Annotated in this window: 23 protein-coding genes; 18 read left to right on the plus strand and 5 right to left on the minus strand. The window is 70.3% G+C overall.

Annotated elements, in window-relative coordinates; all coding sequences use genetic code 11:
- The first annotated feature begins 34 nt into the window (after positions 1 to 34).
- From aroH to der, 5 genes are all read left to right on the plus strand, one after another.
- Positions 35 to 397: a chorismate mutase gene (aroH, locus tag OHB49_RS32525; RefSeq protein WP_267005931.1), complete on the plus strand. Its 363-nt coding sequence runs from the start codon at positions 35 to 37 to the stop codon at positions 395 to 397.
- Positions 394 to 1,479: a prephenate dehydrogenase gene (locus OHB49_RS32530; RefSeq protein WP_030977271.1), complete on the plus strand. Its 1,086-nt coding sequence runs from the start codon at positions 394 to 396 to the stop codon at positions 1,477 to 1,479. Before aroH ends, OHB49_RS32530 begins: the two co-directional genes overlap by 4 nt.
- A 123-nt stretch (positions 1,480 to 1,602) precedes the next feature.
- The gene (gene cmk, locus OHB49_RS32535; RefSeq protein ID WP_030977269.1) at positions 1,603 to 2,319 is read left to right on the plus strand and encodes a (d)CMP kinase; all 717 of its coding nucleotides are present in this window, start codon (positions 1,603 to 1,605) and stop codon (positions 2,317 to 2,319) included.
- Positions 2,320 to 2,384: 65 nt separating this feature from the next.
- Entirely contained in the window at positions 2,385 to 2,972 is a 588-nt protein-coding gene (locus OHB49_RS32540; RefSeq protein WP_376259814.1) for a lysophospholipid acyltransferase family protein, read from the plus strand.
- A 67-nt stretch (positions 2,973 to 3,039) separates the two neighbouring features.
- Positions 3,040 to 4,509, plus strand: coding sequence for a ribosome biogenesis GTPase Der (gene der, locus OHB49_RS32545; protein ID WP_030977265.1), 1,470 nt, complete (start codon positions 3,040 to 3,042; stop codon positions 4,507 to 4,509).
- A 110-nt stretch (positions 4,510 to 4,619) separates the two neighbouring features.
- Here the strand turns inward: der and OHB49_RS32550 are convergent, their stop codons facing one another.
- Both OHB49_RS32550 and OHB49_RS32555 read right to left on the minus strand, forming a co-directional pair.
- Positions 4,620 to 4,952: a hypothetical protein gene (locus OHB49_RS32550; protein WP_329164519.1), complete on the minus strand. Its 333-nt coding sequence runs from the start codon at positions 4,950 to 4,952 to the stop codon at positions 4,620 to 4,622.
- 137 nt (positions 4,953 to 5,089) lie between these two features.
- The gene (locus OHB49_RS32555) at positions 5,090 to 5,872 is read right to left on the minus strand and encodes a hypothetical protein (protein ID WP_329166695.1); all 783 of its coding nucleotides are present in this window, start codon (positions 5,870 to 5,872) and stop codon (positions 5,090 to 5,092) included.
- A gap of 571 nt (positions 5,873 to 6,443) precedes the next feature.
- On the opposite strand from OHB49_RS32555, the gene OHB49_RS32560 reads away from it, so the two are divergent.
- Both OHB49_RS32560 and OHB49_RS32565 read left to right on the plus strand, forming a co-directional pair.
- Positions 6,444 to 7,403 carry a helix-turn-helix transcriptional regulator gene (locus OHB49_RS32560; RefSeq protein WP_329164521.1) on the plus strand — a complete coding sequence of 320 codons (960 nt, stop codon included), beginning with the start codon at positions 6,444 to 6,446 and terminating at the stop codon, positions 7,401 to 7,403.
- A gap of 408 nt (positions 7,404 to 7,811) precedes the next feature.
- A complete protein-coding gene (locus tag OHB49_RS32565; protein WP_030977257.1) occupies positions 7,812 to 8,027 on the plus strand; it encodes an I78 family peptidase inhibitor in 216 nt (71 codons plus the stop codon).
- Positions 8,028 to 8,154: 127 nt separating this feature from the next.
- Here OHB49_RS32565 and OHB49_RS32570 read toward each other — a convergent pair whose 3' ends face one another.
- The gene (locus OHB49_RS32570; RefSeq protein ID WP_329164522.1) at positions 8,155 to 9,168 is read right to left on the minus strand and encodes a phosphatase PAP2 family protein; all 1,014 of its coding nucleotides are present in this window, start codon (positions 9,166 to 9,168) and stop codon (positions 8,155 to 8,157) included.
- Between the two features lie 496 nt (positions 9,169 to 9,664).
- Between OHB49_RS32570 and OHB49_RS32575 the strand changes: the two genes are divergently transcribed.
- Both OHB49_RS32575 and OHB49_RS32580 read left to right on the plus strand, forming a co-directional pair.
- Entirely contained in the window at positions 9,665 to 11,380 is a 1,716-nt protein-coding gene (locus OHB49_RS32575) for an MFS transporter (protein ID WP_329164524.1), read from the plus strand.
- Positions 11,381 to 11,453: 73 nt separating this feature from the next.
- The gene (locus tag OHB49_RS32580) at positions 11,454 to 12,704 is read left to right on the plus strand and encodes an acyl-CoA dehydrogenase family protein (RefSeq protein WP_329164526.1); all 1,251 of its coding nucleotides are present in this window, start codon (positions 11,454 to 11,456) and stop codon (positions 12,702 to 12,704) included.
- A gap of 39 nt (positions 12,705 to 12,743) precedes the next feature.
- Here the strand turns inward: OHB49_RS32580 and OHB49_RS32585 are convergent, their stop codons facing one another.
- Positions 12,744 to 13,190 (minus strand): cell division protein SepF, encoded by a 447-nt coding sequence (locus tag OHB49_RS32585; RefSeq protein ID WP_030917985.1) that lies wholly within the window; start codon positions 13,188 to 13,190, stop codon positions 12,744 to 12,746.
- Between the two features lie 308 nt (positions 13,191 to 13,498).
- Here OHB49_RS32585 and OHB49_RS32590 point away from each other — a divergent pair, with 308 nt between their 5' ends.
- Complete coding sequence (locus OHB49_RS32590; RefSeq protein WP_329164527.1) at positions 13,499 to 14,773, plus strand: DUF5685 family protein; 1,275 nt, start codon at positions 13,499 to 13,501, stop codon at positions 14,771 to 14,773.
- Positions 14,774 to 14,806: 33 nt separating this feature from the next.
- Here OHB49_RS32590 and OHB49_RS32595 read toward each other — a convergent pair whose 3' ends face one another.
- Complete coding sequence (locus OHB49_RS32595; protein ID WP_329164528.1) at positions 14,807 to 15,754, minus strand: ABC transporter substrate-binding protein; 948 nt, start codon at positions 15,752 to 15,754, stop codon at positions 14,807 to 14,809.
- Between the two features lie 500 nt (positions 15,755 to 16,254).
- On the opposite strand from OHB49_RS32595, the gene OHB49_RS32600 reads away from it, so the two are divergent.
- The 8 genes from OHB49_RS32600 (at position 16,255) to OHB49_RS32635 (ending at position 25,055) form a co-directional block, all read left to right on the plus strand.
- A complete protein-coding gene (locus OHB49_RS32600; RefSeq protein ID WP_030977247.1) occupies positions 16,255 to 17,133 on the plus strand; it encodes an amino acid ABC transporter permease in 879 nt (292 codons plus the stop codon).
- Complete coding sequence (locus tag OHB49_RS32605) at positions 17,130 to 19,007, plus strand: FAD/NAD(P)-binding protein (protein WP_329164530.1); 1,878 nt, start codon at positions 17,130 to 17,132, stop codon at positions 19,005 to 19,007. The genes OHB49_RS32600 and OHB49_RS32605 overlap by 4 nt, the downstream gene beginning before the upstream one ends.
- A gap of 70 nt (positions 19,008 to 19,077) precedes the next feature.
- On the plus strand, positions 19,078 to 19,977 hold the full coding sequence (locus tag OHB49_RS32610) for an amino acid ABC transporter permease (protein WP_329164532.1): 900 nt from the start codon (positions 19,078 to 19,080) through the stop codon (positions 19,975 to 19,977).
- Positions 19,978 to 20,018: 41 nt separating this feature from the next.
- Entirely contained in the window at positions 20,019 to 20,771 is a 753-nt protein-coding gene (locus tag OHB49_RS32615) for an amino acid ABC transporter ATP-binding protein (RefSeq protein WP_329166696.1), read from the plus strand.
- Between the two features lie 51 nt (positions 20,772 to 20,822).
- Entirely contained in the window at positions 20,823 to 21,797 is a 975-nt protein-coding gene (locus OHB49_RS32620; RefSeq protein ID WP_329164534.1) for an ABC transporter substrate-binding protein, read from the plus strand.
- A gap of 21 nt (positions 21,798 to 21,818) precedes the next feature.
- Entirely contained in the window at positions 21,819 to 22,886 is a 1,068-nt protein-coding gene (locus tag OHB49_RS32625; RefSeq protein WP_329164535.1) for an LLM class flavin-dependent oxidoreductase, read from the plus strand.
- The gene (locus OHB49_RS32630; protein ID WP_329164536.1) at positions 22,883 to 24,226 is read left to right on the plus strand and encodes an NtaA/DmoA family FMN-dependent monooxygenase; all 1,344 of its coding nucleotides are present in this window, start codon (positions 22,883 to 22,885) and stop codon (positions 24,224 to 24,226) included. Before OHB49_RS32625 ends, OHB49_RS32630 begins: the two co-directional genes overlap by 4 nt.
- Positions 24,227 to 24,230: 4 nt before the next feature.
- Positions 24,231 to 25,055, plus strand: a complete 825-nt coding sequence (locus OHB49_RS32635; protein ID WP_329164537.1) for a DUF1684 domain-containing protein — start codon at positions 24,231 to 24,233, stop codon at positions 25,053 to 25,055.
- Positions 25,056 to 25,276 lie beyond the last annotated feature (221 nt).

Below are 25,276 nucleotides of genomic sequence, written 5' to 3' on the forward strand. Positions count from 1 at the left end.
GTAGAGCAGTGCACGAAGAAGTGAGGAGCCAGACGTGGCGGTACGAGCGGTCCGTGGAGCGGTCCAGCTGGAGCGGGACGAGGCCGGACACATGGACGAGCAGGTCAGCGCCCTGCTCACCGCCGTCCTGGAGCGCAACGGACTCGTTGCCGACGACCTGATCAGCATCTGGTTCACCGCCACCCCCGATCTGCACAGCGACTTCCCGGCCGCGGCCGCACGGGGCATCGGCATCGTCGACGTACCGCTGATCTGCGCCCAGGAGCTCGACATCGTGGGGGCGATGCCCCGCGTGGTGCGCATCCTCGCCCATGTCGAGACGTACCTTGCCAAGTCCGAGATACAGCATGTCTACCTCGGCGCCACCGCCGCCCTCCGCAAGGACATCGCCCAGTGAGAACCGCCGTCGTCATCGGAACCGGCCTGGTCGGCACCTCCGCAGCCCTCGCCCTCGCCGGGCGCGGCGTCCATGTCCACCTCGTCGACCACGACCCGGCGTCGGCCCGCACGGCGGCCGCGCTCGGCGCCGGTACGGACGAGGCACCCGCGGGCCGCGTCGACCTCGCGATCGTCGCCGTACCGCCCGCGCACGTGGCGTCGGTGCTCGCCACCGCCATGCGGGACGGCATCGCCCGCGGCTACCTCGACGTCGCCAGCGTCAAGGGCGGCCCCCGCCGCGAGCTGGAAGCCCTCGGCGTCGACCTCACGCCGTACATCGGTACGCACCCGATGGCGGGCAAGGAGCGTTCCGGCCCGCTCGCCGCCACCGCCGACCTCTTCGAGGGCCGTCCCTGGGTCCTCACGCCGACCCGGGACACCGACACCGAGGTCCTCAACCTCGCCCTGGAGCTGGTCGCGCTCTGCCGCGCCGTTCCGGTCGTCATGGACGCCGACGCCCACGACCGGGCCGTCGCCCTCGTCTCCCACACCCCGCAGCTGATCTCGTCGATGGTCGCCGCCCGCCTGGAGGAGGCCGACGAGACCGCCGTTCGCCTCTGTGGCCAGGGCATCAGGGACGTCACCCGGATCGCGGCCTCCGATCCCCGGATGTGGGTGGAGATCCTCTCCGCCAACCCCGGACCGGTCGCGGACGTGCTCGCCGGGGTCGCCGCGGATCTCGAGGAGACGGTCCGGGCGCTGCGCAGCCTCCAGTCCGGCGACGACGACAAGCGCCGCGAGGGCACCGACTCCATCGAGGACGTCCTGCGCCGCGGTAACGCGGGCCGGGTCAGGGTCCCCGGCAAACACGGGGCGGCCCCGGCGGCGTACGACATCGTGGCTGTGCTCATCAGCGACCGGCCGGGCGAGCTGGCCGGGATCTTCGCGGACGCGGGCAAGGCCGGGATCAACGTCGAGGACGTCCGTATCGAGCACGCCACCGGGCAGCAGGCCGGCCTGGTGCAGCTGATGGTCGAGCCGAGCGTGGCCCCGGCACTCGCCGCTTCGCTTCGCGAGCGGGGCTGGTCGATCCGCCAGTAGGCCCCGGAGGCCGGGGTCCGCGGGAGTTGTCCACAGGGGTGCAAAGGACCGTCCCGACACTCGGTAACCTTGTGCGGGGCGGGTTCGCGCGCCCTTGTCCCGCCCACCCCGTGTACCAGGAAGGTGTCCACCACCGTGGAAACCGTAAGCGCCGCAGCCCGGACGGCCCCGGCCGCAGTGATCGTCGCCATCGACGGGCCCTCCGGCACCGGCAAGTCGAGCACGTCGAAGGCCGTCGCCGCCAAGCTCGGCCTGAGCTACCTGGACACCGGCGCCCAGTACCGGGCGATCACCTGGTGGATGCTGAACAACGGCATCGACGTGCAGGACGCCGTGGAGGTCGCGACCGCCGCGGCGAAGCCGGTCATCGTCTCCGGCACTGACCCGGCCGCCCCGACGATCACGGTCGACGGCGAGGATGCCGCGGGCCCGATCCGTACGCAGGAGGTCACCTCGAAGGTCAGCGCCGTCAGCGCGGTCCCCGAGGTGCGTGCCCGGATCACCGAGCTGCAGCGGTCCATCGCCGCGGCCGCCGAGATCGGCATCGTCGTCGAGGGCCGTGACATCGGCACCACCGTGCTGCCCGACGCCGACCTCAAGATCTTCCTGACCGCCTCGCCGGAGGCCCGCGCGGCCCGCCGCAGCGGAGAGCTGAAGGGCTCCGATCTCGCCACCACCAAGGAGGCGCTGATAAAGCGGGACACTGCGGACTCCAGCCGCAAGACCTCGCCGCTCGCCAAGGCGGACGACGCGGTCGAGGTGGACACGACCGACCTGACCCTGCAGCAGGTCATCGAGTGCGTCGTCACCCTTGTCGAGGAGAAGCGGGCCGCGAAGTGACCGCAGCCTCGGGCACGCCCACGCTGCGCGGAGCGGCGGTCGGGCGCGGGATCGGCATCGGGCTGATGTACGGGCTGTGGAAGCCCCGCGTCCTCGGTGCATGGCGGGTACCCGCCTCCGGACCCGTCATACTCGCGGTGAACCACTCCCACAACATCGACGGGCCGATGCTGATGGGCACCGCGCCCAGGCCCGTCCACTTCCTGATCAAGAAAGAGGCGTTCGTCGGCCCCCTCGACCCGTTCCTGCGCGGAATCGGTCAGCTGAAGGTGGACCGTAAGAGCGCCGACCGCACCGCCATCACCCAGGCCCTCGGTGTACTGGAGAACGGCGGGGTGCTCGGGATCTTCCCGGAGGGCACCCGGGGCGAAGGAGACTTCGCCTCGCTGCGGGCCGGGCTCGCGTACTTCGCGGTACGCAGCGGGGCGCCGATCGTGCCCGTGGCCGTCATGGGAAGCACCGAGCGCCGCGGACGGTTGATATCGGCACTGCCGCCGTTGCGCAGCGGGGTCGATGTCGTCTTCGGTGATGCCTTCGACGCGGGCGACGGAAGTGGCCTGCGGACCCGGAAGGCGCTGGACGAGGCGACCGTGCGGATCCAGGCACGGCTGACCTCGCACCTGGAGAACGCCAGGCGTTTCACCGGGCGCTAGGTAAGACTTGAGTAGTGGGCCGCGTGATCGTGGTCCATCGATGATGATGCAAAGAGGAACGGACTTCATGAACGACCAGATTCACTCCGACGGCTCGGACCACGAGCACGGAGCACTTGGCGACGCCGAGTACGCGGAGTTCATGGAGCTCGCCGCGCAGGAGGGCTTCGACGTCGAGGACGTCGAGGGCGCGATCGACGAAGCGGGTCACGGCCCGCTGCCCGTCCTTGCCGTCGTCGGCCGCCCCAACGTCGGCAAGTCGACCCTGGTGAACCGGATCATCGGCCGCCGCGAGGCGGTCGTCGAGGACAAGCCCGGCGTCACCCGGGACCGTGTCACGTACGAGGCCGAATGGGCCGGCCGCCGCTTCAAGGTCGTCGACACCGGCGGCTGGGAGCAGGACGTGCTGGGCATCGACGCCTCCGTCGCCGCCCAGGCGGAGTACGCGATCGAGGCCGCCGACGCGGTCGTCTTCGTCGTCGACTCGACCGTCGGCGCGACCGACACCGACGAGGCCGTCGTCAAGCTGCTGCGCCGGGCCGGCAAGCCCGTCGTGCTGTGCGCCAACAAGGTCGACGGCCAGAGCGGTGAGGCCGACGCCACCGCGCTCTGGTCGCTCGGTCTCGGCGAGCCGCACCCGGTCTCCTCGCTGCACGGCCGTGGCACCGGCGACCTGCTCGACGCCGTCCTCGAAGCATTGCCCGAGGCCCCGGCCCAGCGCTTCGGCACCGCGCTCGGCGGCCCGCGCCGCATCGCGCTCATCGGCCGTCCGAACGTCGGCAAGTCCTCGCTGCTCAACAAGGTGGCGAACGAGGACCGGGTCGTCGTCAACGAAATGGCCGGCACCACTCGTGACCCGGTCGACGAGCTGATCCAGCTCGGCGGCATCACCTGGAAGTTCATCGACACGGCCGGTATCCGCCGCCGCGTCCACCTCCAGGAGGGCGCGGACTACTACGCCTCGCTGCGTACCGCGGCCGCCGTCGAGAAGGCCGAGGTCGCCGTCGTCCTGATCGACGCCAGCGAGTCCATCAGCGTCCAGGACCAGCGCATCATCACCATGGCCGTGGAGGCCGGGCGTGCGCTCGTGGTCGCGTACAACAAGTGGGACACCCTCGACGAGGAGCGCCGCTACTACCTGGAGCGCGAGATCGAGACGGAGCTCGCGCAGATCGCGTGGGCCCCCCGGGTCAATGTCTCGGCCCTCACCGGCCGCCACATGGAGAAGCTGGTCCCGGCGATCGAGACCGCGATCGAGGGCTGGGAGACCCGGATCCCGACCGGTCGGCTGAACGCCTTCCTCGGTGAGATCGTCGCCTCCCACCCGCACCCGGTCCGCGGCGGCAAGCAGCCCCGCATCCTCTTCGGCACCCAGGCCGGCACCAAGCCGCCGCGGTTCGTGCTCTTCTCCTCCGGCTTCCTCGAGCACGGCTACCGCCGCTTCGTCGAGCGCCGGCTGCGCGAGGAGTTCGGCTTCGAAGGCACCCCGATCCACATCTCGGTGCGGGTCCGCGAGAAGCGCGGCCGCAAGAAGTGACACCGGCCTGATCCGCCGCGTCCGGCGATGGCGCCGGAGATGACGAAGCCCCGTACCGTCCCTGCTGTGAACGGTGCGGGGCTTCGTCGTGCCAGGGCTTCGCCGTGCGGTCAGGCTCCCCGGGATCCCGGGGGCAACGCCACCGGCTGGGGGCGCCCGGCGTGCCGGCCGACCCGCTGCCAGGAACCGAGGCTTCCGGTGTGCGTGCCCGGGCTCGAGTGGCCGGAGTGGCTCGAGTGCCCCGAGTGGCTGGAGTGGCTGGAGTGGCCGCTCAGCGGGGCCCGGCTGCCGAACATGCCGGTCCCGAACGCCACGAAACCCAGGTTCTCCTCGCCGCTCCGATCACCTGGCAGCGCCCGGAACGACCGGCGGTACTCGGAGTACAGCGCGTCGTAGATCGGGGTGTGGGTCTGACCGCCCGAGCGGTCCTGCGACGGACGCATGGCAGGGATCGGGCTCGGGCGCTGGTGGAAGGGGTCGTATGAGTGCACGTATGTGCCAACGACCCCGTCGGCCGACGGATGCGGGCCCGACGGAGAAATAGCTGTTCGCCGGGGGTGCGAGGAGCGTACGGACATGATCAGGTCCCGGCCAGCGGCATCGCGGCCGCGACCAGGAGGCCGCTCGCCGCGGCCTTCTCCAGGGCGTCGCGCAGCAGGTCCTCGCGGGGCTGCTGGCCGATCGAACCGACCGGAGCGGCGAAGACGAGCACGGTCCGAGACTTGTTGGCCGCGGCTCGCCAGCCCTCGGTGACCTGCAGCGGTGCATGGGCCTGCCACCAGGCGACCGGGGCGCCGCCGCCCGTCCCCGGCTGGAGCACGGCGTGCAGCTGGCCCATGGCGAGCAGGATCGACCAGCCGTGCAGCACGGCGGGCACCTGGTCCATCCGGTGGACCGGGTGGAAGCCCTGCTCCAGCAGGAGCTGCAGGAACTCGTCGCCCCCGCTGCCGTACGTGCCGGGGCGGGTGATCGCGCCGGTCGGCTCGACGACCAGCGCCGGGTGGAGCTCGTCATCGATCAGGACGAGTCCGCTGGTGATGCCCAGAACGGCCTGCTCGGGCATGAGGCCCTGCGGGGTCTCCGGCTCGTTGCCGGTGATGCTGCGCACGGCGCCCTGCAGCTGCTCCTCGGAGACCTGGACGACCTGGGAGGGGATGCAGGTCGCGTGGGCGAAGGCGAGCACGGCGGTCTCGTCGCCGACGAACAGCACCGTGCTGGTGCGCTCCTGCTCCGAGTCGCCCGGGGTGCGGCAGGAGGTGCAGTCGTAGCTGCCTGGGGCGTTGTCGCCGACGAGCAGCCGATCGGCTTCGGCGTCGCCGATCTCGGCGCGTACGTCCTCGCTGACGTCGAGCATGCGCGGCACGGGTGGCTCCTCGAACTCGGTGCGTGCGCCGGGCGGTTCCCGGCTCATGAACAGACAACGGGTGAGCCGCGGCCGGGGTCACGCGGGAAAGGGAACGGAATCGAACCATCCGACGCAGAGGGTGAATAGGGGGACCGATGCGTTTACTCCCGGTCGATACCCGCTGATCGAACGCGCATGGGCGAGACGGGCGAGGGAGGGGAGGGTGCGACGACAGGTCGACAAATCAGGAAAACAAGGAACGTATCCAGTGGCTGAAAGTCGTCCATGCGTCGAGTGGAACGGCAGCCGGTTCTCACCGTTTCGCCAGGTGCAACCCGCAGCACATCGGTCGAACCGGGGGCACGGCGGCTCATGCAGGCGGTCATCCGTACGACGTTCCACCTCGCCGGTGCGCCGGCGGAGCACCATGTCAACGGGACCACGGTGGTTTTCCGTCACCGCGACGATCCCGCGCCGGGGCACCTGCTCGGCCGGCAACGACCTCTGCGCACGGCCGGAGCCGGGCACCGCAGTGGGCCGAACCGGATCGCGGACGGTAGCTGTCCGCAACCGCTGGCAGACTCGTCCCATGTTGGAGACCTCGGCACGACTGCTGCGCCTGCTCTCACTGCTGCAGGCCCACCGGGACTGGTCCGGCGCCGACCTCGCCGAGCGGCTCGGCGTCACCCCCCGGACCGTCCGGCGCGACGTCGACAAGCTGCGCGAGCTCGGCTACCCGGTCAACGCGAGCCCTGGCACCGGCGGCGGCTACCAACTCGGTGCCGGGGCCGAGCTGCCGCCGTTGCTCCTCGACGACGAGGAGGCCGTCGCCGTCGCGGTCGGGCTGCGTACGGCGGCCGGCCACGGCGTGCAGGGCATCGGGGAGACCTCCGTACGCGCACTCGCCAAGCTCGAGCAGGTACTGCCGAACCGGCTGCGCCGGCGGGTGAGCGCGCTGGGCGCCTTCACCGTGCCCATGCTGCGCGGACCCGACGCGTCGACCGCCGACCCGGGGGTTCTCACCGAACTGGCCGGGGCCTGCCGGGACAGCGAGCGGGTGCGCTTCGCGTACCGCGCCCATGACGGCTCCGTATCGCGCCGGATCGTCGAACCCCACCGGCTGGTGTGCACCGAGCGCCGCTGGTACCTCGTCGCCTGGGACCTGGACCGCGCGGACTGGCGTACCTTCCGGGCGGACCGGATCACCCCCACGCCACCGCACGGCCCCCGTTTCGTCCCGCGCCGCCCGCCCGCCGACGACCTTGCCGCGTATGTCTCCCGGGGCGTCTCCACCGACGCGTACGCGGCGCGTGCCGTGATCCGGCTGAAGGTGCCCGTCGAGCGGGCGGCCGAGCGGATCTCGCCGTCCTCCGGTGTGCTGGAGCGCATCGACGCGGACAGTTGCCTGCTGCGCACGGGGGCGGCCGGTCTGGACGTTCTGGTGATCCATGTGATGCTCATGGGCTTCGACTTCGAAGTCGTCGAGCCGCAGGAGCTCACCGACGCGATCAGGACCGCCAGGGACCGGTTGTCCCGGGCGCTCGACTGAACCGTGCCGTGCTCTTTCGTCTGTCAACTCGCTGTGTCCGGTATACGGGTGGATGTGGGCGGCCGTCCCGGTCCGATGGTGTGGATATCGTGTCCAAAAGATAAGGCCGCCATAAGGAAGCGTGAATTCCCGGTGCCCGGTGCATTTTCCGGGAACCGCCCGGGAGGGGAATTTCGACTACCTGGGATGCCGTAATCCGCGTGGTTTCTCCGCCTGTTCGGAGATCATTCTTCGGCGCCTTCGATTACTGTGCGTCGACTTACGGATCGCACGTTCGAGTGAAGCAGTTCGAGTAAACGCGTGTGGTGATCCTGTGACACAAGCGTGACCGGTGGCGTACATGAGGATGCCGCGCCGCCGCCGGGGTCAGGCTTCCGTACCCGTCCGGGGCCGCCTACGGTGAGAGACATGGCACCTATACCGACTCCTCCCGTACAGCCCGACGACACACCCGGCGCGTACGTCGGCCTCGCCGCCGAGGCCGCCGAGCGGAGGGCCCGTGCGCGTGGCTGGAGCAGCGTGAGATCCCTGCCGCCGGGCGCGATCATCACCATGGAGTACCGAGCCGGACGGATCAATTTCGAGGTCGACGACGCCGTCGTGACCCGCTGCTGGGTGGGCTGAGACCGCACCGGCGCCGGACGGCTGCGACAGGGCCCGCGACACGAGCAAGGCCCCGACCTCGGTCGGGGCCTTGCTCGTGCGGGGTGAGGCCTGTGCGTACCGTCCCCGATGAGTGGGGTGCGGTCCGTCAGCCGCCGCTCACCGGGCGGGCCGGGCTGGTGCCGCCGCGCGGCGTACGGTCCGCGTGCGGTGGACGGCGGCTGCCGGCCGGGGTGATGGGCGTCCGCTCCGAGCGCACCGCGTGGGCCCGTGGCCGGGTACCCGCCGCCGCGGCTGCGGCCGCCGTGCGGCTTCCCGCGGCGACCGGTTCGAGCGCCGGGTCCTCGTCCGTGGCGTCCGCGCCGGCCCGCTGCGGCAGCAGCACGGTCCGGGGGCCGCCGGCCGCGACAGGCACCGAAGGCACTGCCCTGCCCCGCGCGCGCCACTGCTCGCGCACCGCGAAGATCCAGTCCTCGGCGCGGGTGATCAGCGGCTCGACCCACGGCAGGCCCAGCAGGATCAGCAGCCCGGCTGCCCAGCCCAGCAGCACGTCGCTGAGCCAGTGCGTGCCGAGATAGACGGTTGTGAGCCCGACCCCGAGCGAGACCACTGCCGATACGGCCGACAGATAGCGCCTGGCCCTCGGGGTGGTGGCCAGGTACGCGAGGATTCCCCAGGTCACGACCGCGTTGGCGGTGTGCCCGGACGGGAATATATCGCCGCCGGCGAAGAGCTCCGCGGAGCCGATCTGGGTCGCGTAGTGCGGGCCGAGCCGGCCGAGGCCGAGCTTGACCGCACCCACCGTCAGGTTGAGCAGCAGCAGTGAGGCGCCCAGCGTCAGCAGGGGCCGCAGGGTGTGCTGCCGCCAGGAGCGCCAGCCGAGCCAGCAGGCGACCATCACAGCTGTGGGGCCTCGCTGGCCCAGCACGACGTAGTAGTCGAGGAAGGCATGGATTCCGGGCCACTGCTGGTAGGGCCGGAACAGCATGACCTTCCAGTCCAGGGTCACCAGCCAGGAGCCGATCAGTACGGCAATGACGATGGCGAGATAGAACGCCAACGTCCCGCCGAAGAGAGCGATGCGGTGACGACTCATCCGCGGTGGCTCTATCTTCGGCGGTTCCGGCTCCCGGTCCAGCCGGGCAAAGATGTCGGTACGCACCCAATCGACGTTACAGCGAGTGAGTGCGCGTTCCGGTCGATCCGGCCGCTTTGTGATGACGATGTGATGTGGACTATGTCTCAGCCGGGCATCTTTTCCTGACCGTTCGACGAATCCCGGCGACCTTCCGATCTGTTTTTCCCGCAGTCATTTCGGAAGGGTGTTTGAGTATCCGTGAATAACAAAGATCGGTGCCGTATGCATTTCTGCGGCCGTCGCGCCCGGGTGAACGGACGGTGTTGGGCCGGTCACGGGGCGGGTCCGATGTGCGTCCACGGCGGTGACGGGCGCCGTCCGACGGGGGCCGGGTGCTGGGTCCGGCGTGGCGTACGCCACACTCCGTGGTCCGCCGAGGTATGAGATGGACCACGTGTGGCCACGCCGAACTCGCGTACGCTGACGGATCACTCGCCCGTCGATGCCGGGCCTGGAGGGGCAGCAGACGCTGCATCCCCGGTTGGCCTGCCGAGCGCGAGGCCTTTTGGGAGGTACATGCATGTCCGGGACGACCACAGCCCGACTCCGGCTGCGCGCAGCCGCCGACGGTGCCAACCGATGGGTCGTCCTGGTCGTCCTCTGCCTCAGCCTGTTGCTCGTGGCGCTCGATGCCACCGTGCTGCACGTCGCCGTCCCGGCCGTCACCGAGGACCTGCGGCCGAGCGCCGTCGGTCTGCTGTGGATCGTGGACGCCTATCCACTGGTCTGTGCCTCACTGTTGATCCTTTTCGGCACCCTCGGTGACCGGGTCGGCCGCCGCCGCATACTGCTGCTCGGCTACGCCCTCTTCGCGGTCGCCTCCGCGGTTGCCGCGATGGCCGACAGCCCGGGCGTCCTCATAGCGGCGCGCGCCCTGCTCGGGGTCGGCGGCGCGATGATCATGCCGGCGACGCTGTCGATCCTCCGCCAGGTCTTCCCCGACCGGCGTGAGCGGGCCGTCGCCATCGGAGTGTGGACCGCGGTCGCCGCGGTCGGCGCGGCCATCGGACCGGTCATCGGCGGTTTCCTCGTCGAGCACTTCTGGTGGGGCTCGGTCTTTCTGATCAACATCCCGCTGATGGCCCTGATCCTTCCGCTCGGCCGGCTGCTGCTGCCCGAATCGCGGGGCAGCGATGACGGCCCCTGGGACGTGTTCGGCGCACTGATGGCCGCTGCCGGAGTACTCGGCGTGGTCCTCGGTGTGAAGCGCGCGGGCACCGGCGAGGGCGTTTTCGTCCTCTCCACCCTCGTACCGCTGTTCCTGGGCGGTGCGCTGATCGTCGCGTTCGTACGCCGGCAGAAGCGCCGTACGCATCCACTGATCGACATAGGGATGTTCGCCAGACCCGCCTTCTCCACCGCGGTCGGCTGCATCGTCCTCGCCATGCTGGCCCTGGTCGGTCTCGAACTGATCGCCGTCCAGTACCTCCAGCTGGTCCTGGGCCTCAGCCCGCTGGAGACCGGTCTGCGGCTGCTGCCGCTCACCTTCGCCGCGATGGCGGCGGGCGCCACCGGCTCGTACACCCTGCGCCGGATCGGCCCGCGCCGGATGGTCGGCTGGGGCTTCGTGCTCACGGCGGCCGCGGTGCTGCTCCTGACCCTGATGGGGCAGCACGACCGGCCCGGTCTGCTGACCGTTGCCTTCGTCGTGCTCGGCTTCGGGCTCCAGTCCACGCTCTTCGGTGCGTACGAATCGATGCTCAGCGAGGCTCCCGCGGACCGGGCCGGTGGTGCGGCGGCCATCGGCGAGACCTCGTACCAGCTGGGGGCGGGCATGGGAATCGCGCTGCTCGGCAGCGTGATGAACGCCGCCTACACCCCCGGGCTGGCCAAACTCTCCGGGGCGGGCGTCCCCGCCGAGGCCTCCACCGCCGCCTCCCACTCGCTGGGCGAGGCATATCAGGTGGCGTCCCGGCTGGGCGGTCCACTGGGTGAGGTGCTGCGGAGCACCGCCCGGCACGCCTTCGTCAACGGTCTGCATGTCACGCTGCTGGTCAGCGCTGGGCTGCTGCTGCTCGGCGCGCTCGCCGCGCTGCGGCTGCCGCGGGTGATGGAGTGCCCGCCGCGGGCTCTCTGCGATCCGCGCGATGTGCAGGACGACCATGAGTCCCGTGACGCCCGGGCGTTCCACGGTCCCCAGGGAGCCCCTGGGCAGGACCGTCGGAACCGGCCCCGTCCGCTGCCTGTCCGGCGGCAACCCGCCGAGGCCGCCGGCTCTGGACGAGCGGCACACTGAGTCGTAACGTCAGCACGACGCCATAACTAACACTGCTAGTTTTAGTACCGTGCGAGCCGCCGGAGGCACTCTCATGTCCACCACCGAGTCCGCTGAGTCCGCGAAGCCGTCGAAGCTGCCGCCCTTCGACCCCGCCGACCCGATCGGCATCGACGATCTGCTCGGCCCCGAGGACCTCGCGATCCGCTCCACCGTCCGCGCCTGGGCCACCGACCGGGTCATGCCGCACATCGCCGAGTGGTACGAGAACGGCGAGCTGCCCGGCATCCGTGAGCTGGCCCGCGAGCTCGGTTCGATCGGTGCCCTCGGCATGTCCCTCCAGGGGTACGGCTGCGCGGGCGCCACCGCCGTCCAGTACGGACTGGCCTGCCTGGAGCTCGAGGCGGCGGACTCCGGGATCCGCTCGCTCGTCTCCGTCCAGGGCTCCCTCGCCATGTACGCCATCCACCGCTTCGGCTCGGAGGAGCAGAAGGAGCGGTGGCTGCCCGGGATGGCGGCCGGCGAGATCATCGGCTGCTTCGGACTCACCGAGCCGGACCACGGCTCCGACCCGGCCGGGATGCGGACGTACGCCAAGCGCGAGCCGGGCGGCACCTCCCGCTCGGGTGAAGTCGAAAGCGGGGGGGACTGGGTCCTCAGCGGCCGCAAGATGTGGATCACCAACGGCTCAGTGGCCGGGGTGGCCGTCGTCTGGGCACAGACCGACGAGGGCATCCGCGGCTTCGTCGTGCCGACCGACACCCCAGGCTTCTCGGCACCCGAGATCAAGCACAAGTGGTCGCTGCGCGCCTCCGTCACCAGCGAGCTGGTACTCGACGAGGTACGGCTGCCCGCCGATGCCGTACTCCCCGGGGTCACCGGTCTGCGCGGCCCGCTCAGCTGCCTCGGCCACGCCCGCTACGGCATCGTCTGGGGAGCCATGGGGGCCGCACGGGCCAGCTTCGAGGCAGCGGTCGACTACGCGAAGACCCGGGAACAGTTCGGGAGGCCGATCGGCGGCTTCCAGCTCACTCAGGCCAAGCTCGCGGACATGGCCGTCGAACTGCACAAGGGCATCCTGCTCGCCCACCATCTGGGCCGTCGGATGGACGCGGGCAGGCTCCGCCCCGAACAGGTCAGTTTCGGAAAGCTCAACAATGTGCGGGAGGCGATCGAGATCTGCCGTACCTCACGCACAATTCTCGGCGCCAACGGGATCTCGCTCGAATACCCGGTGATGCGGCATGCGACGAATCTGGAGTCGGTGCTCACCTACGAGGGCACCGTGGAGATGCATCAGCTGGTGCTGGGCAAGGCGCTCACCGGTCTGGACGCTTTCCGGTAGAACGGGACGCAGGCCGGACCGATCCGGCGAGCGCCCTGCTCAGCTCTGGTTGAAGAAGCCGTCGGCCGGTCGGCCGGCGGCTTCGCCGCTGACCACGTGGGTGTCGGCCGGGGTCAGCAGGAAGACCCGGGTGGCGACGCGGTCGATCGACCCGCGCAGTCCGAAGATCAGCCCCGCGGCAAAGTCCACGACACGCTTCGCGTCCGAGGGGTCCATGGCCGTGAGGTTCATGATCACCGGGACGCCGTCCCGGAAGAGCTCGCCGATGCCGCGGGCGTCCCGGAAGCTGTCCGGGGTGACTGTGGCGATCCGGCGGCCCGTCTCCTCGGCCGCCTCGGAGACCACCTGCACCCGTGGGTCGGTCACCCAGGCATTGCCGGTCCCGGTCCGTGCACCCTCGGCGTACTCGTCATCGTCGTCGTAGTAACGCTCGTCGTTGTCCTCTACGAGGCCCAGCCAGGCACTCGCCTTGCGCACCGATCCCATGGACGCCTCCTCTCACCGCGGTTCCTTGGTGTTCCGCATCTCATTCGTATCCCTATGGTCGACCATGATGCGGATCGTGCGCCAAGTGGATAGTCGGCGCGCAGGGGATTCGTGACGTTACTGGTGCAGAAGATGTGGCGATTCGTCAAGGTTCCTCCTGCATAGGGCCTCTGGTGAAAAGAAAATATGATGTCCCGGTCCGTACGGGTGACGTGGGGTGCGTACGGGTGAACGGGTCACTCGATACGATGCCCGTCGCGCACACGCACGAGTGCGGCGCACAACGGAACGACTCTCGGGGGATCGTCGTGTTCGGAATAGTCAGGCCCTGCGCCCATCGGTTGTCGGAGGGCCTCAGGGCCGAGTGGATGGCCCATCTCTGCGGGCTCTGCCTCGCACTTCGCTCGGACCACGGGCAGTTCGCCCGGATCGTCACGAACTATGACGGCCTGATCGTCTCGGTTCTGACGGAGGCTCAGGCAGAGCGCAGCACCGGATGGCGACGCACCGCGGGGCCCTGTCCGCTGCGCTCCATGCGGACCGCTCCGGTCGCCCGCGGCGAGGGGGCCAGGCTGGCAGCCGCCGTTTCACTGGTGCTCGCCTCGGCGAAGGTACGGGACCACATAGCGGACCGGGACGGGCTGTTGAGGCGCCGCCCGGTCGCCGCGGCCGCCCGCCGGGTCGCCGCGGGCTGGGACCGGGCCGGGGCGCGTGCCGGCGCGGAGCTGGGATTCGACACCGCCGTTCTCGTGGACGCCGTCGACCGGCAGACCGGCGTCGAGCGGCTCGCCGGACCGGGCACTCCGCTGCTGACGGTCACCGAACCCACCGAGACGGCCACCGCGGCGGCCTTCGCCCACACCGCCGCGCTCGCGGGCCGGCCGCAGAACGCCGAACCCCTCGCCGAGGCCGGCCGGCTCTTCGGGCGACTCGCACATCTGCTGGACGCCGTGGAGGACCAGGAAGCTGACGCCGCGTCGGGTGCCTGGAACCCGCTCACTGCCACCGGCACCTCGCGCGCCGAGGCCCGGCGGTTGTGCGACGACGCACTGCGTGGTGTACGGCTGGCGCTGCGCGACGCCGAATTCACCGGCGACAAGCTGACGCATGTGCTGCTCGTGCACGAACTGCGCCGTTCGGTGGACCGGGCCTTCGCCACACAGACGTGCTCGCACCAGGCGGATGCGCGGCGCCCCGGCGGGGATCTGACGGACAGGCAGCAGACGGATCCCTCCGCGAAGGGCGACGCGGCGGGGCTCCGGCAGACCGGGTCCTTCGGGCCGCCGCCGGGCAATCCGTACGCGCCGAACAACCCCGGCAGCCCGTTCGGCCCGCCGCAGCCCCCGCCGGAGCCGCCGCGCGACCGGCGTGGGCTGATCACGGGCTGTCTGGTGTGGGCGGGCCTCGCCTGCACCTGCCAGATGTGCTGCGGGACCTTCGAGGACCCGTGGAGCCGGCAGCGGCGCGAGGGTCTGTGCAGCCAGTGCGACTGCAGCGACTGCTGCGATGCGTGCGACTGCTGCAGCAACTGCGGGGACTGCTGCAGCTCCTGCGACTGCTGCGACTGCGGGTGCGACTGCTGAGCCACGCCTCGGGCCGGCTCGGCGTCCCCGGGGTCAATTGATCTCGGGCGGCGAGATCCGGGAGGACTCGATCGCCGACGCGCCGATGCCCCACTTCTTCAGGATGCGGTCGTACGTCCCGTCCGCCTTGAGCCCGTTGACCGCCGACTGGAAGGCGGGCGCCAGCGGAGTGCCCTTCTTGAACGCGAAGCCGACATCGAGCCGCTTGAACTCATTGAGGAAGCGCACGCCCTCCTGCTGCTCGACCGCATAGCGCAACCCGTTGATGGTCGACATCACCACGTCGCTGCGGCCCTGCTGGAGCGAAGCCCAGACGGCCGCCAGGTCGGAGTAGGTCTTCACGTCGTACGGCTTCCTGCCCGCCTCGGCGCACCGGTGCTTGTTCTCCTCCAGCGTCACCTCGAAGGTGGTGCCCGCGGCGGTGCCCACGGTCAGGCCGCAGAGCTGGGTGAGATCGGTGACCTTCGACAGCTTGCTGTCGTCGCGGACCGCGAAGCCCTGCCCGTCATTGAGGTACGTGACGAAGTCGATCGTCCGGCGGCGCTCGTCGGTGACCCCGAAGTTTCCCGTCCCCAGGTCGTACTTCCCGCTGCCCAGCGCAGGCAGGATCGCCTCGAAGGCGGCCACCTCGCGCTTCAGCTTCAGCCCCAGCGCCCTGGCCACGGCGTCCGCGACGTCGATGTCGGTGCCCGCCACGGTCTTCCCGTCCGGCAGATAGGTGGCGCCGGGCGGTGTGCCGACGCTGGAGGCGATGGTCAGCGTGCCGGAGGCTCGGACATCGGGGGGCAGCAGCGCGGCCGCGGCCTTGTTCTTCCTGACCGACGACACGACGTCCTGTGTCGGAATCTTCCCCTTGGCGGAGGTGGCCGGGCCGGCCGCGCCGGCCGGAGCGGCTGCCGGATCGCCGGACCCGCACGCGGTGAGAGCGACTGCGGCGACGGTGATCAGCGCGAAGGCGGCGGTGCGCCGGGTACGGGGCATGAGGTGTGGTTCTCCAGGTTCGTCGACCGTGCGCGGGCAGCCGGGCAGCGCCGGGCGGCGCGCCACGGCAGCACGGCCACGGGCGGGGCGAAGGAAGAGCGGAGGAAGCTCGGATCGGTGAACAGCCTGAGGGGAGGGTGCAGCGATGTTGTGTACGTGAAGACGCGCAGGGAACGGTGCTCAGGCGCCGGACACGGCGCGAGGCACGGACGCGAGAAACCGCAGGGGGTCAGCTCAACAGGAGGAGGACCACACGCGACCGAAGTCGATGTGGGAGCGCTTGACCAGCCACTGCTGCGAATGCATGGCCCAAGTGGAACAGGCGATCCACTGGTCCGTCAACTGACCTGAGACGTATGACTCACAGTGTGGACAGGCTTGACAATATGTTGTGAACAGCGCTTACCTCGGAAGCGGACCGCGCTGAGGGGCCGGTCCGCGTTGTGTTCTTCCGTGAAGGCACGTCCCGTGTTCGATCTCTGCATCCACGGAGCCTTCGCATGTCTGCGCAGACAGATGCCTTTCCTCAATCACGCCCGGCCCCGCTCTCCGAGAACAGCGGCAAGGACAATGACGCCGACCGCCTGCGGATCGTCCCGGTGCGCCGAACAGGGCAGTGGGCAGCGGCCGTTGTGGTCCTGCTGCTGCTCGCCCTGGCGCTGAACTCGGTCATCCGCAACGACGCCTTCCAGTGGGACGTCGTCGGCGACTACTTCACCACCGCCTCCGTCCTGCGCGGCCTCGGCCTCACCCTCTGGCTCACCGCCCTCGTCATGGCGCTCGGCTTCGCCCTCGGCACACTGCTGGCCGTACTCAGGCTCTCCACCAACCGTGTCCTTCAGGTGGTCAGTTGGGGCTACGTCTGGCTCTTCAGGTCCACCCCGATCCTGGTCCAGCTGCTCTTCTGGTTCAACATCGGAGCGCTCTACCCGGAGATCCTCGGTGTCCGTACGGTGAACCTCCTCGGGCCCGTCACGGTCGCCGTCATCGGCCTCACCCTGCATGAGGCCGCGTACGCGGCCGAAGTGGTCCGCGGCGGCATCCTGTCCGTCGAGCGCGGGCAGATCGAGGCCGCACAGTCGCTGGGCCTCGGCGCCTGGCGCCGGTTCCGCCGGATCGTGCTGCCGCAGGCGATGCGCTCCATCGTCCCGCCCGCAGGGAACATGCTGATCGGCACGCTCAAGGGCACCTCGATCGTCAGCATCATCGCCGTGCAGGACCTGCTCTATTCGGTGCAGCTCGTGTACCACCGCACCTACCAGGTGATCCCTCTGCTGCTCGTCGCCACTCTCTGGTACGTGGTGGTCACCTCGCTGCTCAGCGTCGGCCAGCACTACATCGAACGGCACTACGCCCGTGGCACGGCGGGTGCCCGGTGAGCGTCGGGCCGGCCCTCGTCATCGTCGGCGCCGGGCCGCGCGGCACCGGCCTCATCGAGCGCATCGCCGCCAACGCCCCCGAGCTGTACGAGGGCCGGCGGCTGGACATCCATCTCGTCGACCCGTACCCGCCCGGCGGCGGCCGGATCTGGCGGCACGACCAGTCCCCGCTGCTCTGGATGAACTCCATGGCCGAGGACGTCACCATGTTCACCGACGACACGGTCCAGCAGGAGGGGCCGATACGTCCGGGGCCCGCACTGCACGCCTGGGCGGCCGACGTCCGCGACGGCAGAGTCACCCTCGGGGTCGAACCGGAACTCCTCGCACAGATACAGGCGCTGGGAGGCCAGGACTTTCCGAGCAGACGGCTGCAGAGCGCCTATCTGGGATGGGTGTACGAGCAGGCGGTGGCCGCACTTCCGGCGGGCATCACCGTGCATGAGCACCGTGGGCACGCCCTGCGCGTCACCGGGCAGCGCGACGGCCGTCAGCACGTCTGGCTGGAGGGCCGCGACGATCCGCTGACCGCCGACCTCGTCGTGCTCACCATCGGTCACCTCGATGCCGAACCCGCGCCCGAGCACGTCGAGTTGACGCAGTTCGCGGACCGGCACGGGCTCGTCCACCTGCCGCCCGACTTCACCGCCGACAGCGACCTGACCGCCCTGCCCGCCGGTGAACCGGTCATCGTCCGGGGTTTCGGGCTCGCCTTCATCGATCTGATGGTGCTGCTCACCGAGGGGCGCGGGGGGCGGTACGAGAACGGCGAGTACCTGCCCTCCGGCAAGGAGCCCGTTCTGCACATCGGATCGCGTCGCGGTGTCCCGTACCACTCCAAGATCGGCTACGGCCGGCAGGGCGAACGGCCGCCGCTGCCGCGCTTCCTCGGCCCGGACCGGACCGAAGAGCTGCTGAGCCGGCCCGGCCCGCTCGACTTCCGGCGCGATGTGTGGCCACTTGTCGACAAGGAGCTCGGATACGCCCACTACCACCGGCTCTTCGCCGCCCATGCCGAGCGCACGACCGTCGACTGGCAGGTCTTCGAGGAGAAGTACACGGCCGCCGACCCGGGCAGCCAGGAGCTGCGCGCCCTCGTCGTCGCCGCCGTGCCCGACCCGGCCGACCGGCTCGACCTCGAATCGCTCGACCACCCGCTGGACGGCGTGCGCCACCCGTCGTACGACGCACTCCAGGTCGGGCTGCGCGAGTACATCAGCGCCGACCTCGACCGCCGCCACGACCCCGCGCACAGCGAGGACCTCGCCGTCTTCCTCGGACTGCTCTCCGTCTACGGGCAGTTGATGCGGCTCGGTGACATCGGCGGCTGGTGGCACGGCTTCTTCAGCTACCTCGCGTCCGGCCCGCCGGGACCCCGGCTGCACCAGCTGCTCGCCCTCTCCCGGGCCGGGGTCGTCCGCTTCCTCGGCGCGGGAATGACCATCGAGGCGGACGAGGAACGGGGCGTCTTCCGGGCCGGCAGCGCCACCGTTCCGGGGGAGTGGATCGAGGCCCGCGCACTGGTCGAGGCCCGGCTGCCTGATCCGTCACTGGAACGCACCCGCAGCCCGATCCTCCAGGCGCTGTACGAGGACGGAGCCGCCGCCACCGCCACCGGACTGCTCTCCGTCGACCCCGACGACGGCCGGATCCTGGGCCGCGACGGCCGCCCGCACCCCCGGCGCTTCGCCCTGGGTCCGCACACCACCGCGCGGGCGAGCGGCGCCTTCACCCGGCCGCGCACCGGCGGCCCGGCGTTCCGGCAGAACGACGCCACCGCACGGACGGCTCTGGCGTTCCTCCGCGACCTGCTCTGTAGCGACGGCGCCGACCGCAGCGACGGAACGGACGGCGGCGACCGCCTCAGCGCCTGACCGCGGTGCCGTCCCACCTCCTCAGCCCCCTCCGCCCTTGGCCCCATGGCCCGTATCCCAAGGAATCCTCATGTCGCTCACCAGCGATCCACCTCTGGACAGAACGACCGGGCCCCAGGCCGAAGCCGCTTCCGCCATCGACTACGGTGCGCTCACCGTCGTCCCCGTGCGCCACCCCTGGCGCTGGGCCGCCGTCGTCGCCACCGCCGTCCTGCTCGCCCAGTTCCTGCACGGTCTGGTCACCAACCCCGGCTGGGAGTGGGACGTCTTCGCCCGCTTCTTCACCGCCGAGACCATCCTCAAGGCCGTCTGGATCACCCTCCAACTGACCTTCTACGGCACGGTGCTCGGCTTCGCGCTCGGCATAGTGCTCGCCTTCATGCGGCTGTCGGCCAGCCCGTTCCTCGGCGCGGTCGCCTATGCGTACATCTGGGCGTTCCGCTCCATACCACTCATCGTCCAGCTGCTCTTCTGGTTCAACCTCGCCTATCTGTACAAGGAGCTGCAGTTCGGCATCCCGTTCGGGCCCGGCTTCTTCTCCTTCGACACGATGAACCTCGTCGGCGCGATGAGCGCGGCCGTCCTCGGGCTCGCACTGCACCAGGCGGCCTACGCGGCGGAGATCGTCCGTGGTGGCGTACTCGCCGTGGACAGCGGCCAGTTGGAGGCGGCCGCCGCACTCGGTATCCCCCGGCACCGGCAGTTGTGGCGGATCGTGCTGCCGCAGGCGATGCGTTCCATCCTGCCGAACGCCGCCAACGAGATCATCTCGCTCTTCAAGGGCACCTCGATCGTCTCCGTGATGGCGATCGGCGAACTCTTCTACCAGGTCCAGGTCGTCTACGGACGCAACGGCAGGGTCGTGCCGCTGCTGATGGTCGCCACCGTCTGGTACATCCTCCTGACCACCGTGCTCTCCGTCCTCCAGTACTACGTCGAACGTCACTACGCCAAGGGGGCCGCGCGATGAGCGCCATCACCACCGATTCCACGGATGCCGTCCCGGACGCCATGGTCGAGATCCGCGCCGTGCACAAGAGCTTCGGCACTCTCGAGGTCCTGCGCGGCATCGATCTGTCCGTACGCGCCGGAGAGGTGACCGTCGTCCTCGGCCCTTCCGGGTCCGGCAAGTCCACGCTGCTGCGCACCATCAACCACCTGGAGAAGGTCGACAACGGCTGGATCAGCGTCGACGGCACCCTGGTCGGCTACCGCAGGGACGGCAACAAACTCCACGAGCTCCGCGAACGCGAGGTCCTGCGCCAGCGCACCCGGATCGGCTTCGTCTTCCAGAACTTCAATCTCTTCCCGCACCTCACGGTGCTGGAGAACATCATCGAGGCGCCGGTCTCCGCCCTGCGCCGCCCCCGCAAGGAGGCGGTCGCCGCCGCCGAGAAGCTCCTCGCCCGGGTCGGACTCGCCGACAAGGCGGGGGCGTACCCGAAGCAGCTCTCCGGCGGGCAACAGCAGCGCGTGGCCATCGCCCGCGCGCTCGCTCTCGAACCGAAGCTGCTGCTCTTCGACGAGCCGACCTCGGCGCTCGACCCCGAACTGGTCGGCGAAGTCCTCGACGTCATCAAGGACCTGGCGCACGGCGGCACCACGATGATCGTCGTCACGCACGAGATCGGCTTCGCCCGCGAGGTCGCCGACACCGTCGTCTTCATGGACGAGGGACGGATCGTCGAGCAGGGCGCCCCCGCCGACGTACTCGACCGTCCGGAACACCCGCGCACCCGCGCCTTCCTCTCCAAGGTCCTGTGACCTCCCATGTCCCTTTCAACCCCTTCCGCACCGTCTGCAAGGAGCGCCCACGTGCCCGTCCGCCGTACCCTCGCCGCCACGCTCGCCACCCTCACCGCCGCCGGACTCCTCACGGCCTGCGGAACGAGCGACGCCGCCACCGACGAGATCAACCCGAAGGGGCAGCGGGGCACCGGCATCAACATCGGCCCCGACCAGCACCGGATCCGGGAGAAGAAGGTCGACGCCATCGCGGCGAAGGTGCCGGCAGCCATCCGTGAACGCGGCACGCTGCGGCTGGGCGCGAGCGCCGACGCCTCGCCGCCGCTCGGCTTCTACGCCACCGACGACAAGACCCGGATCGGCTCCGAGATCGACCTGGCGACCCTGATCGCCGACACGCTCGGGCTGAAGCCCGAGTTCGAGGAGGTCTCCTGGGAGAACCTCTTCGTCGGCCTCGACAGCTCCAAGTTCGACGGCGTCCTGTCGAACGTCACGGTCACCGAGGAACGCAAGGAGAAGTACGACTTCGCGACCTACCGGCTCGACAACATCGCCTTCGAGGCCAGGAAGGGCTCCGGCTGGAAGGTGAAGGGCCCCAAGGACGTGGCGGGCAAGACCATCGCAGTCGCGTCCGGCACCAACCAGGAGAAGATCCTCGTCGACTGGAGCGAGCAGAACGTCAAGGCCGGACGCAAGCCGGTGGACATCAAGTACTTCCAGAAGGACACCGACTACTACCTGGCCCTGCAGTCCGGCCGGATCGACGGCTATCTCGGCCCCAGCCCGTCGGTGAACTACCACGTGGCGTCGGCGGGCCGGTCCGAGGTCGTCGGCACGCTGTCGGGCGGCGGCGACGGACTCCAGGGGAAGATCGCGGCCACCACGAAGAAGGACAGCGGCCTGGTCGAGGCGTACGCGGCCGCCATCGACCACATCATCGAAGACGGCTCGTACGCCAAGGCGCTGGGGCGCTGGGGGCTCTCCAACGAGGCCGTCGAGAAGTCCGAGATCAACCCGCCCGGCCTTCCCAAGCCCAAGAACTGAGCCCGAGAGGTACGCACAGCAATGTCTGCCACCAACGGTCTTCATCTGGCCGCCGAGATCGGCGGCCCGCCCCACTACGACGCCCGGCACTACGTCGAGCTCGCCCGGCTCGCCGAGCGCGGAGCACTCGACTTCGTGACCCTCGGCGACTCGTTCGCCCGCCCCGGGCCCGACGCGCTCGCCGTGCTCTCCCGGGTCGCACCCGCCACCCGCAGGATCGGGCTGGTGCCGACCGTCACCACCACCCACACCGAGCCGTTCCATGTCTCGTCCGCGGTGGCCACCCTGGACTGGGTGAGCCGCGGCCGGGCGGGCTGGAGCGCCGACGTGTCGACGACCGAGGCCGAGGCCCGGCTGTTCGGCCGGCGGTCCGCCGCGCCCGCCGCCGAGCTGTGGCGCGAGGCGGGCGAGACCGCCGATGTCGCCGCCCGGCTGTGGGACAGCTGGGAGGACGACGCGGAGATCCGAGATGTCGCCACCGGCCGCTTCATCGACCGCGACAAGCTGCACTACGTCGACTTCGAGGGCGCGACGTTCACCGTCCGCGGACCGGCCATCGTGCCCAGGCCCCCGCAGGGCCACCCGGTCACCGTGATCGACGGGACGGGCGGACCGAGCCAGGAGGCCGCCGCACGCCACGCCGATGTCGTACTCGTACGGGCCACCGCGCCCGAGCAGGCCGCGGGCATCCGGGCGGACGTACGGCGCCGCGCCGCGGCGTACGGCCGCGACCCCGACACCCTGCGGGTGCTGGTGGCGCTCACCGTCGACCTCGGGGACGCCGAGACCGCGCCGGAACCCGGTCTGGAGAGCGGACCGCCGCTCGCCGCCGGAGGCTCGTACTACCGAGGTGGGCCGGTCGACCTCGCCGAACTGATCGCCCGGTGGCACCGGGCCGGAGCCGTCGACGGCTTCCACCTCACGCCCATCACACCGGAGCGCGATCTCGAACGGATCGTCAACGGAACCGTCGCCCTGCTTCAGCACCGCAGTCTGTTCCGCACCTTCTACCCGGGAGGCACGCTCCGCGAGCACCTGGGACTGGCGCGCCCGGCGAACCGATACGCCCTTGCGGAGGCACGAACATGACCGCACCGACGCGGAAACAGATGCACCTGGCCGCCCACTTCCCCGGCGTGAACAACACCACCGTCTGGACCGACCCCCGCTCGAAGAGCCAGATCGAGTTCTCCTCCTTCGAGCACCTCGCCCGCACGGCGGAGCGTGGCAGGTTCGACTTCTTCTTCCTCGCGGAGGGGCTCCGGCTGCGCGAGCACAAGGGGCGCATCCACGATCTGGACGTGGTCGGCCGACCCGAGTCCCTCACGGTGCTGAGCGCTCTGGCCGCCGTCACCGACCGGCTCGGCCTCGCCGCCACCGTCAACGCGACCTTCAACGAGCCGTACGAACTGGCCCGGCGGCTCGCCACCCTCGACCACCTCAGCGACGGCCGGGCCGCCTGGAACGTCGTCACCTCCTCCGACGCCTTCACCGGGGAGAACTTCCGGCGCGGCGGCTATCTCGACCGGGCCGACCTCCCCCGAGCTCTCGGATCCGCTCGAACAAGGGGGACCCCGTACACCCGGGCCGCCGAGTTCGTCGCCACCGCCCGCGAGCTGTGGGACACCTGGACCCCCGACGGAACCCCGCGCCCCTTCCGTCACCAGGGGCAGCACTTCACCATCGAGGGCGAGTTCACCGTCCCGCGCTCCCCGCAAGGTCACCCGGTCGTCATCCAGGCCGGGGACTCCCCGGCGGGCCGCGAGTTCGCCGCGTCCGCCGCCGACGTCATCTTCACCCGGCACGGCACCCTGGAGGCGGGCCGCACCTTCTACACCGACGTCAAGGCGCGGCTGGCGAAGTACGGCCGGCAACCCGAAGATCTGAAGATCATGCCCGGGGTCACCTTCGTTCTCGGCGACAGTGACGCCGAGGCCCAGGAGTCGGCGGCCGAGATCCGCCGCCAGCAGATCTCCCCGCAGAACGCGATCCTCGCCCTGGAACAGGTCTGGGGCCGCGACCTCTCCTCGTACGATCCCGACGGGCCGCTCCCCGAGATCGATCCGGACCCCGATTCCGGACTGGTCCAGGGCCGGGTCAGGATCGGCCACCAGCTCGCCGTCGCGGCTCGTTGGCGCGCGCTGTCCGAGGCCAAGGGGCTGTCCATCCGGCAGACGGTCATCGAGACGACGGGGCGGCAGTCGTTCATCGGCAGACCGGAGACGGTCGCCTCGGAGCTCATCGAGTTCGTCTCGACCGATGCGGCCGACGGCTTCATTCTCGTACCGCATCTCACCCCGGGCGGCCTCGACGAGTTCGTGGACCGGGTCGTCCCGCTCCTCCAGGAACGCGGAGCCTTCCGCTCCGAATACACCGGTCTCACTCTTCGGTCCCATCTCGGGCTGGCCGACCCGGTGGGGAAGGATTGATCGCATGAGCACGGATACACAGAAGGCGCAACAAGTGGAACAGGTGCGGCAGGCGGAGCAGGAATGGATCCGCTGGCACGAGGAGCGCACCGCCACGGTCTCGGCACCGTACGGACCGCTCTCCCTCACCGGCACGCACTGGCTGTCCGACCACCCGGAGGGTCGAATTCCGGCCGTCCCCGGGCAGTGGCGGGAGGACGGCGACGAGCTCGTGCTCACAGCCACCGCCGAGGACGGGCTCACCGTCGACGGGAAGCCCTTCACCGGCGAGGTGCGGCTCACCGCGGACCGCGGCGCGGTCGAAACCTCCCGCGTCGCCCACGGTGAGCGGCGGTTGGTCGTGCTGAGCCGCGAAGGGCTGTGGGCAGTCCGGGACTTCGACCCGGACTCCGCGGCGCGGAAGACCTTCCGGGCCATCGAAGCGACGCCGTACGACGCCCGCTGGGCGTTGACGGGCACCTTCCGTCCCTACGACACCACCCGCTCGGTCCGGGTCGAGAACGCCGACGGAGTCGAGCGCGGACTCGGCCTGGGCGGCGAGATCGCCTTCGAGGTGGACGGAACGGAGCACACCCTCCAGGTGACGGTCGAACAGGACGGCTCGCTCTGGGCGGTCTTCGCCGACGCCACCAGCGGGAAGAGCAGCTTCCGCTTCCGCTTCCTGCGGCCCGCGGCGCCGGCCGAGGACGGCAGCGTGACGGTCGACCTCAACCGCGCCGTGCTGCCGCCGTGCGCCTTCGCCGACCACTTCATCTGCCCCTTCCCGCCCCCCGGCAACACCCTTGCCGTCGCCGTCGAGGCGGGGGAGCGGAACCGGATCGACAACTGACGTACCTCTGACGTACCGGCGACGCACCCACGTATTTCATCCGGGCAGGTCCCGGCAGCTCGCGAGCTGCCGGGACCTGCCGCGTGTCCGGTGCCTGCCGGTCGTATGCGCAGAGCGACGACCTCAGGCCAAAAGGCCCTCTTGCGCCAGAAGTTGACGCCTTGAATACTCCCGAGCAGCGCTTGTCAGGGGCACGCCGTATCCGGAATGCGGAGCACGGT

The sequence above is a fragment of the Streptomyces sp. NBC_01717 genome, assembly GCF_036248255.1.
In the GTDB taxonomy this organism is placed as follows: Bacteria; Actinomycetota; Actinomycetes; order Streptomycetales; family Streptomycetaceae; genus Streptomyces.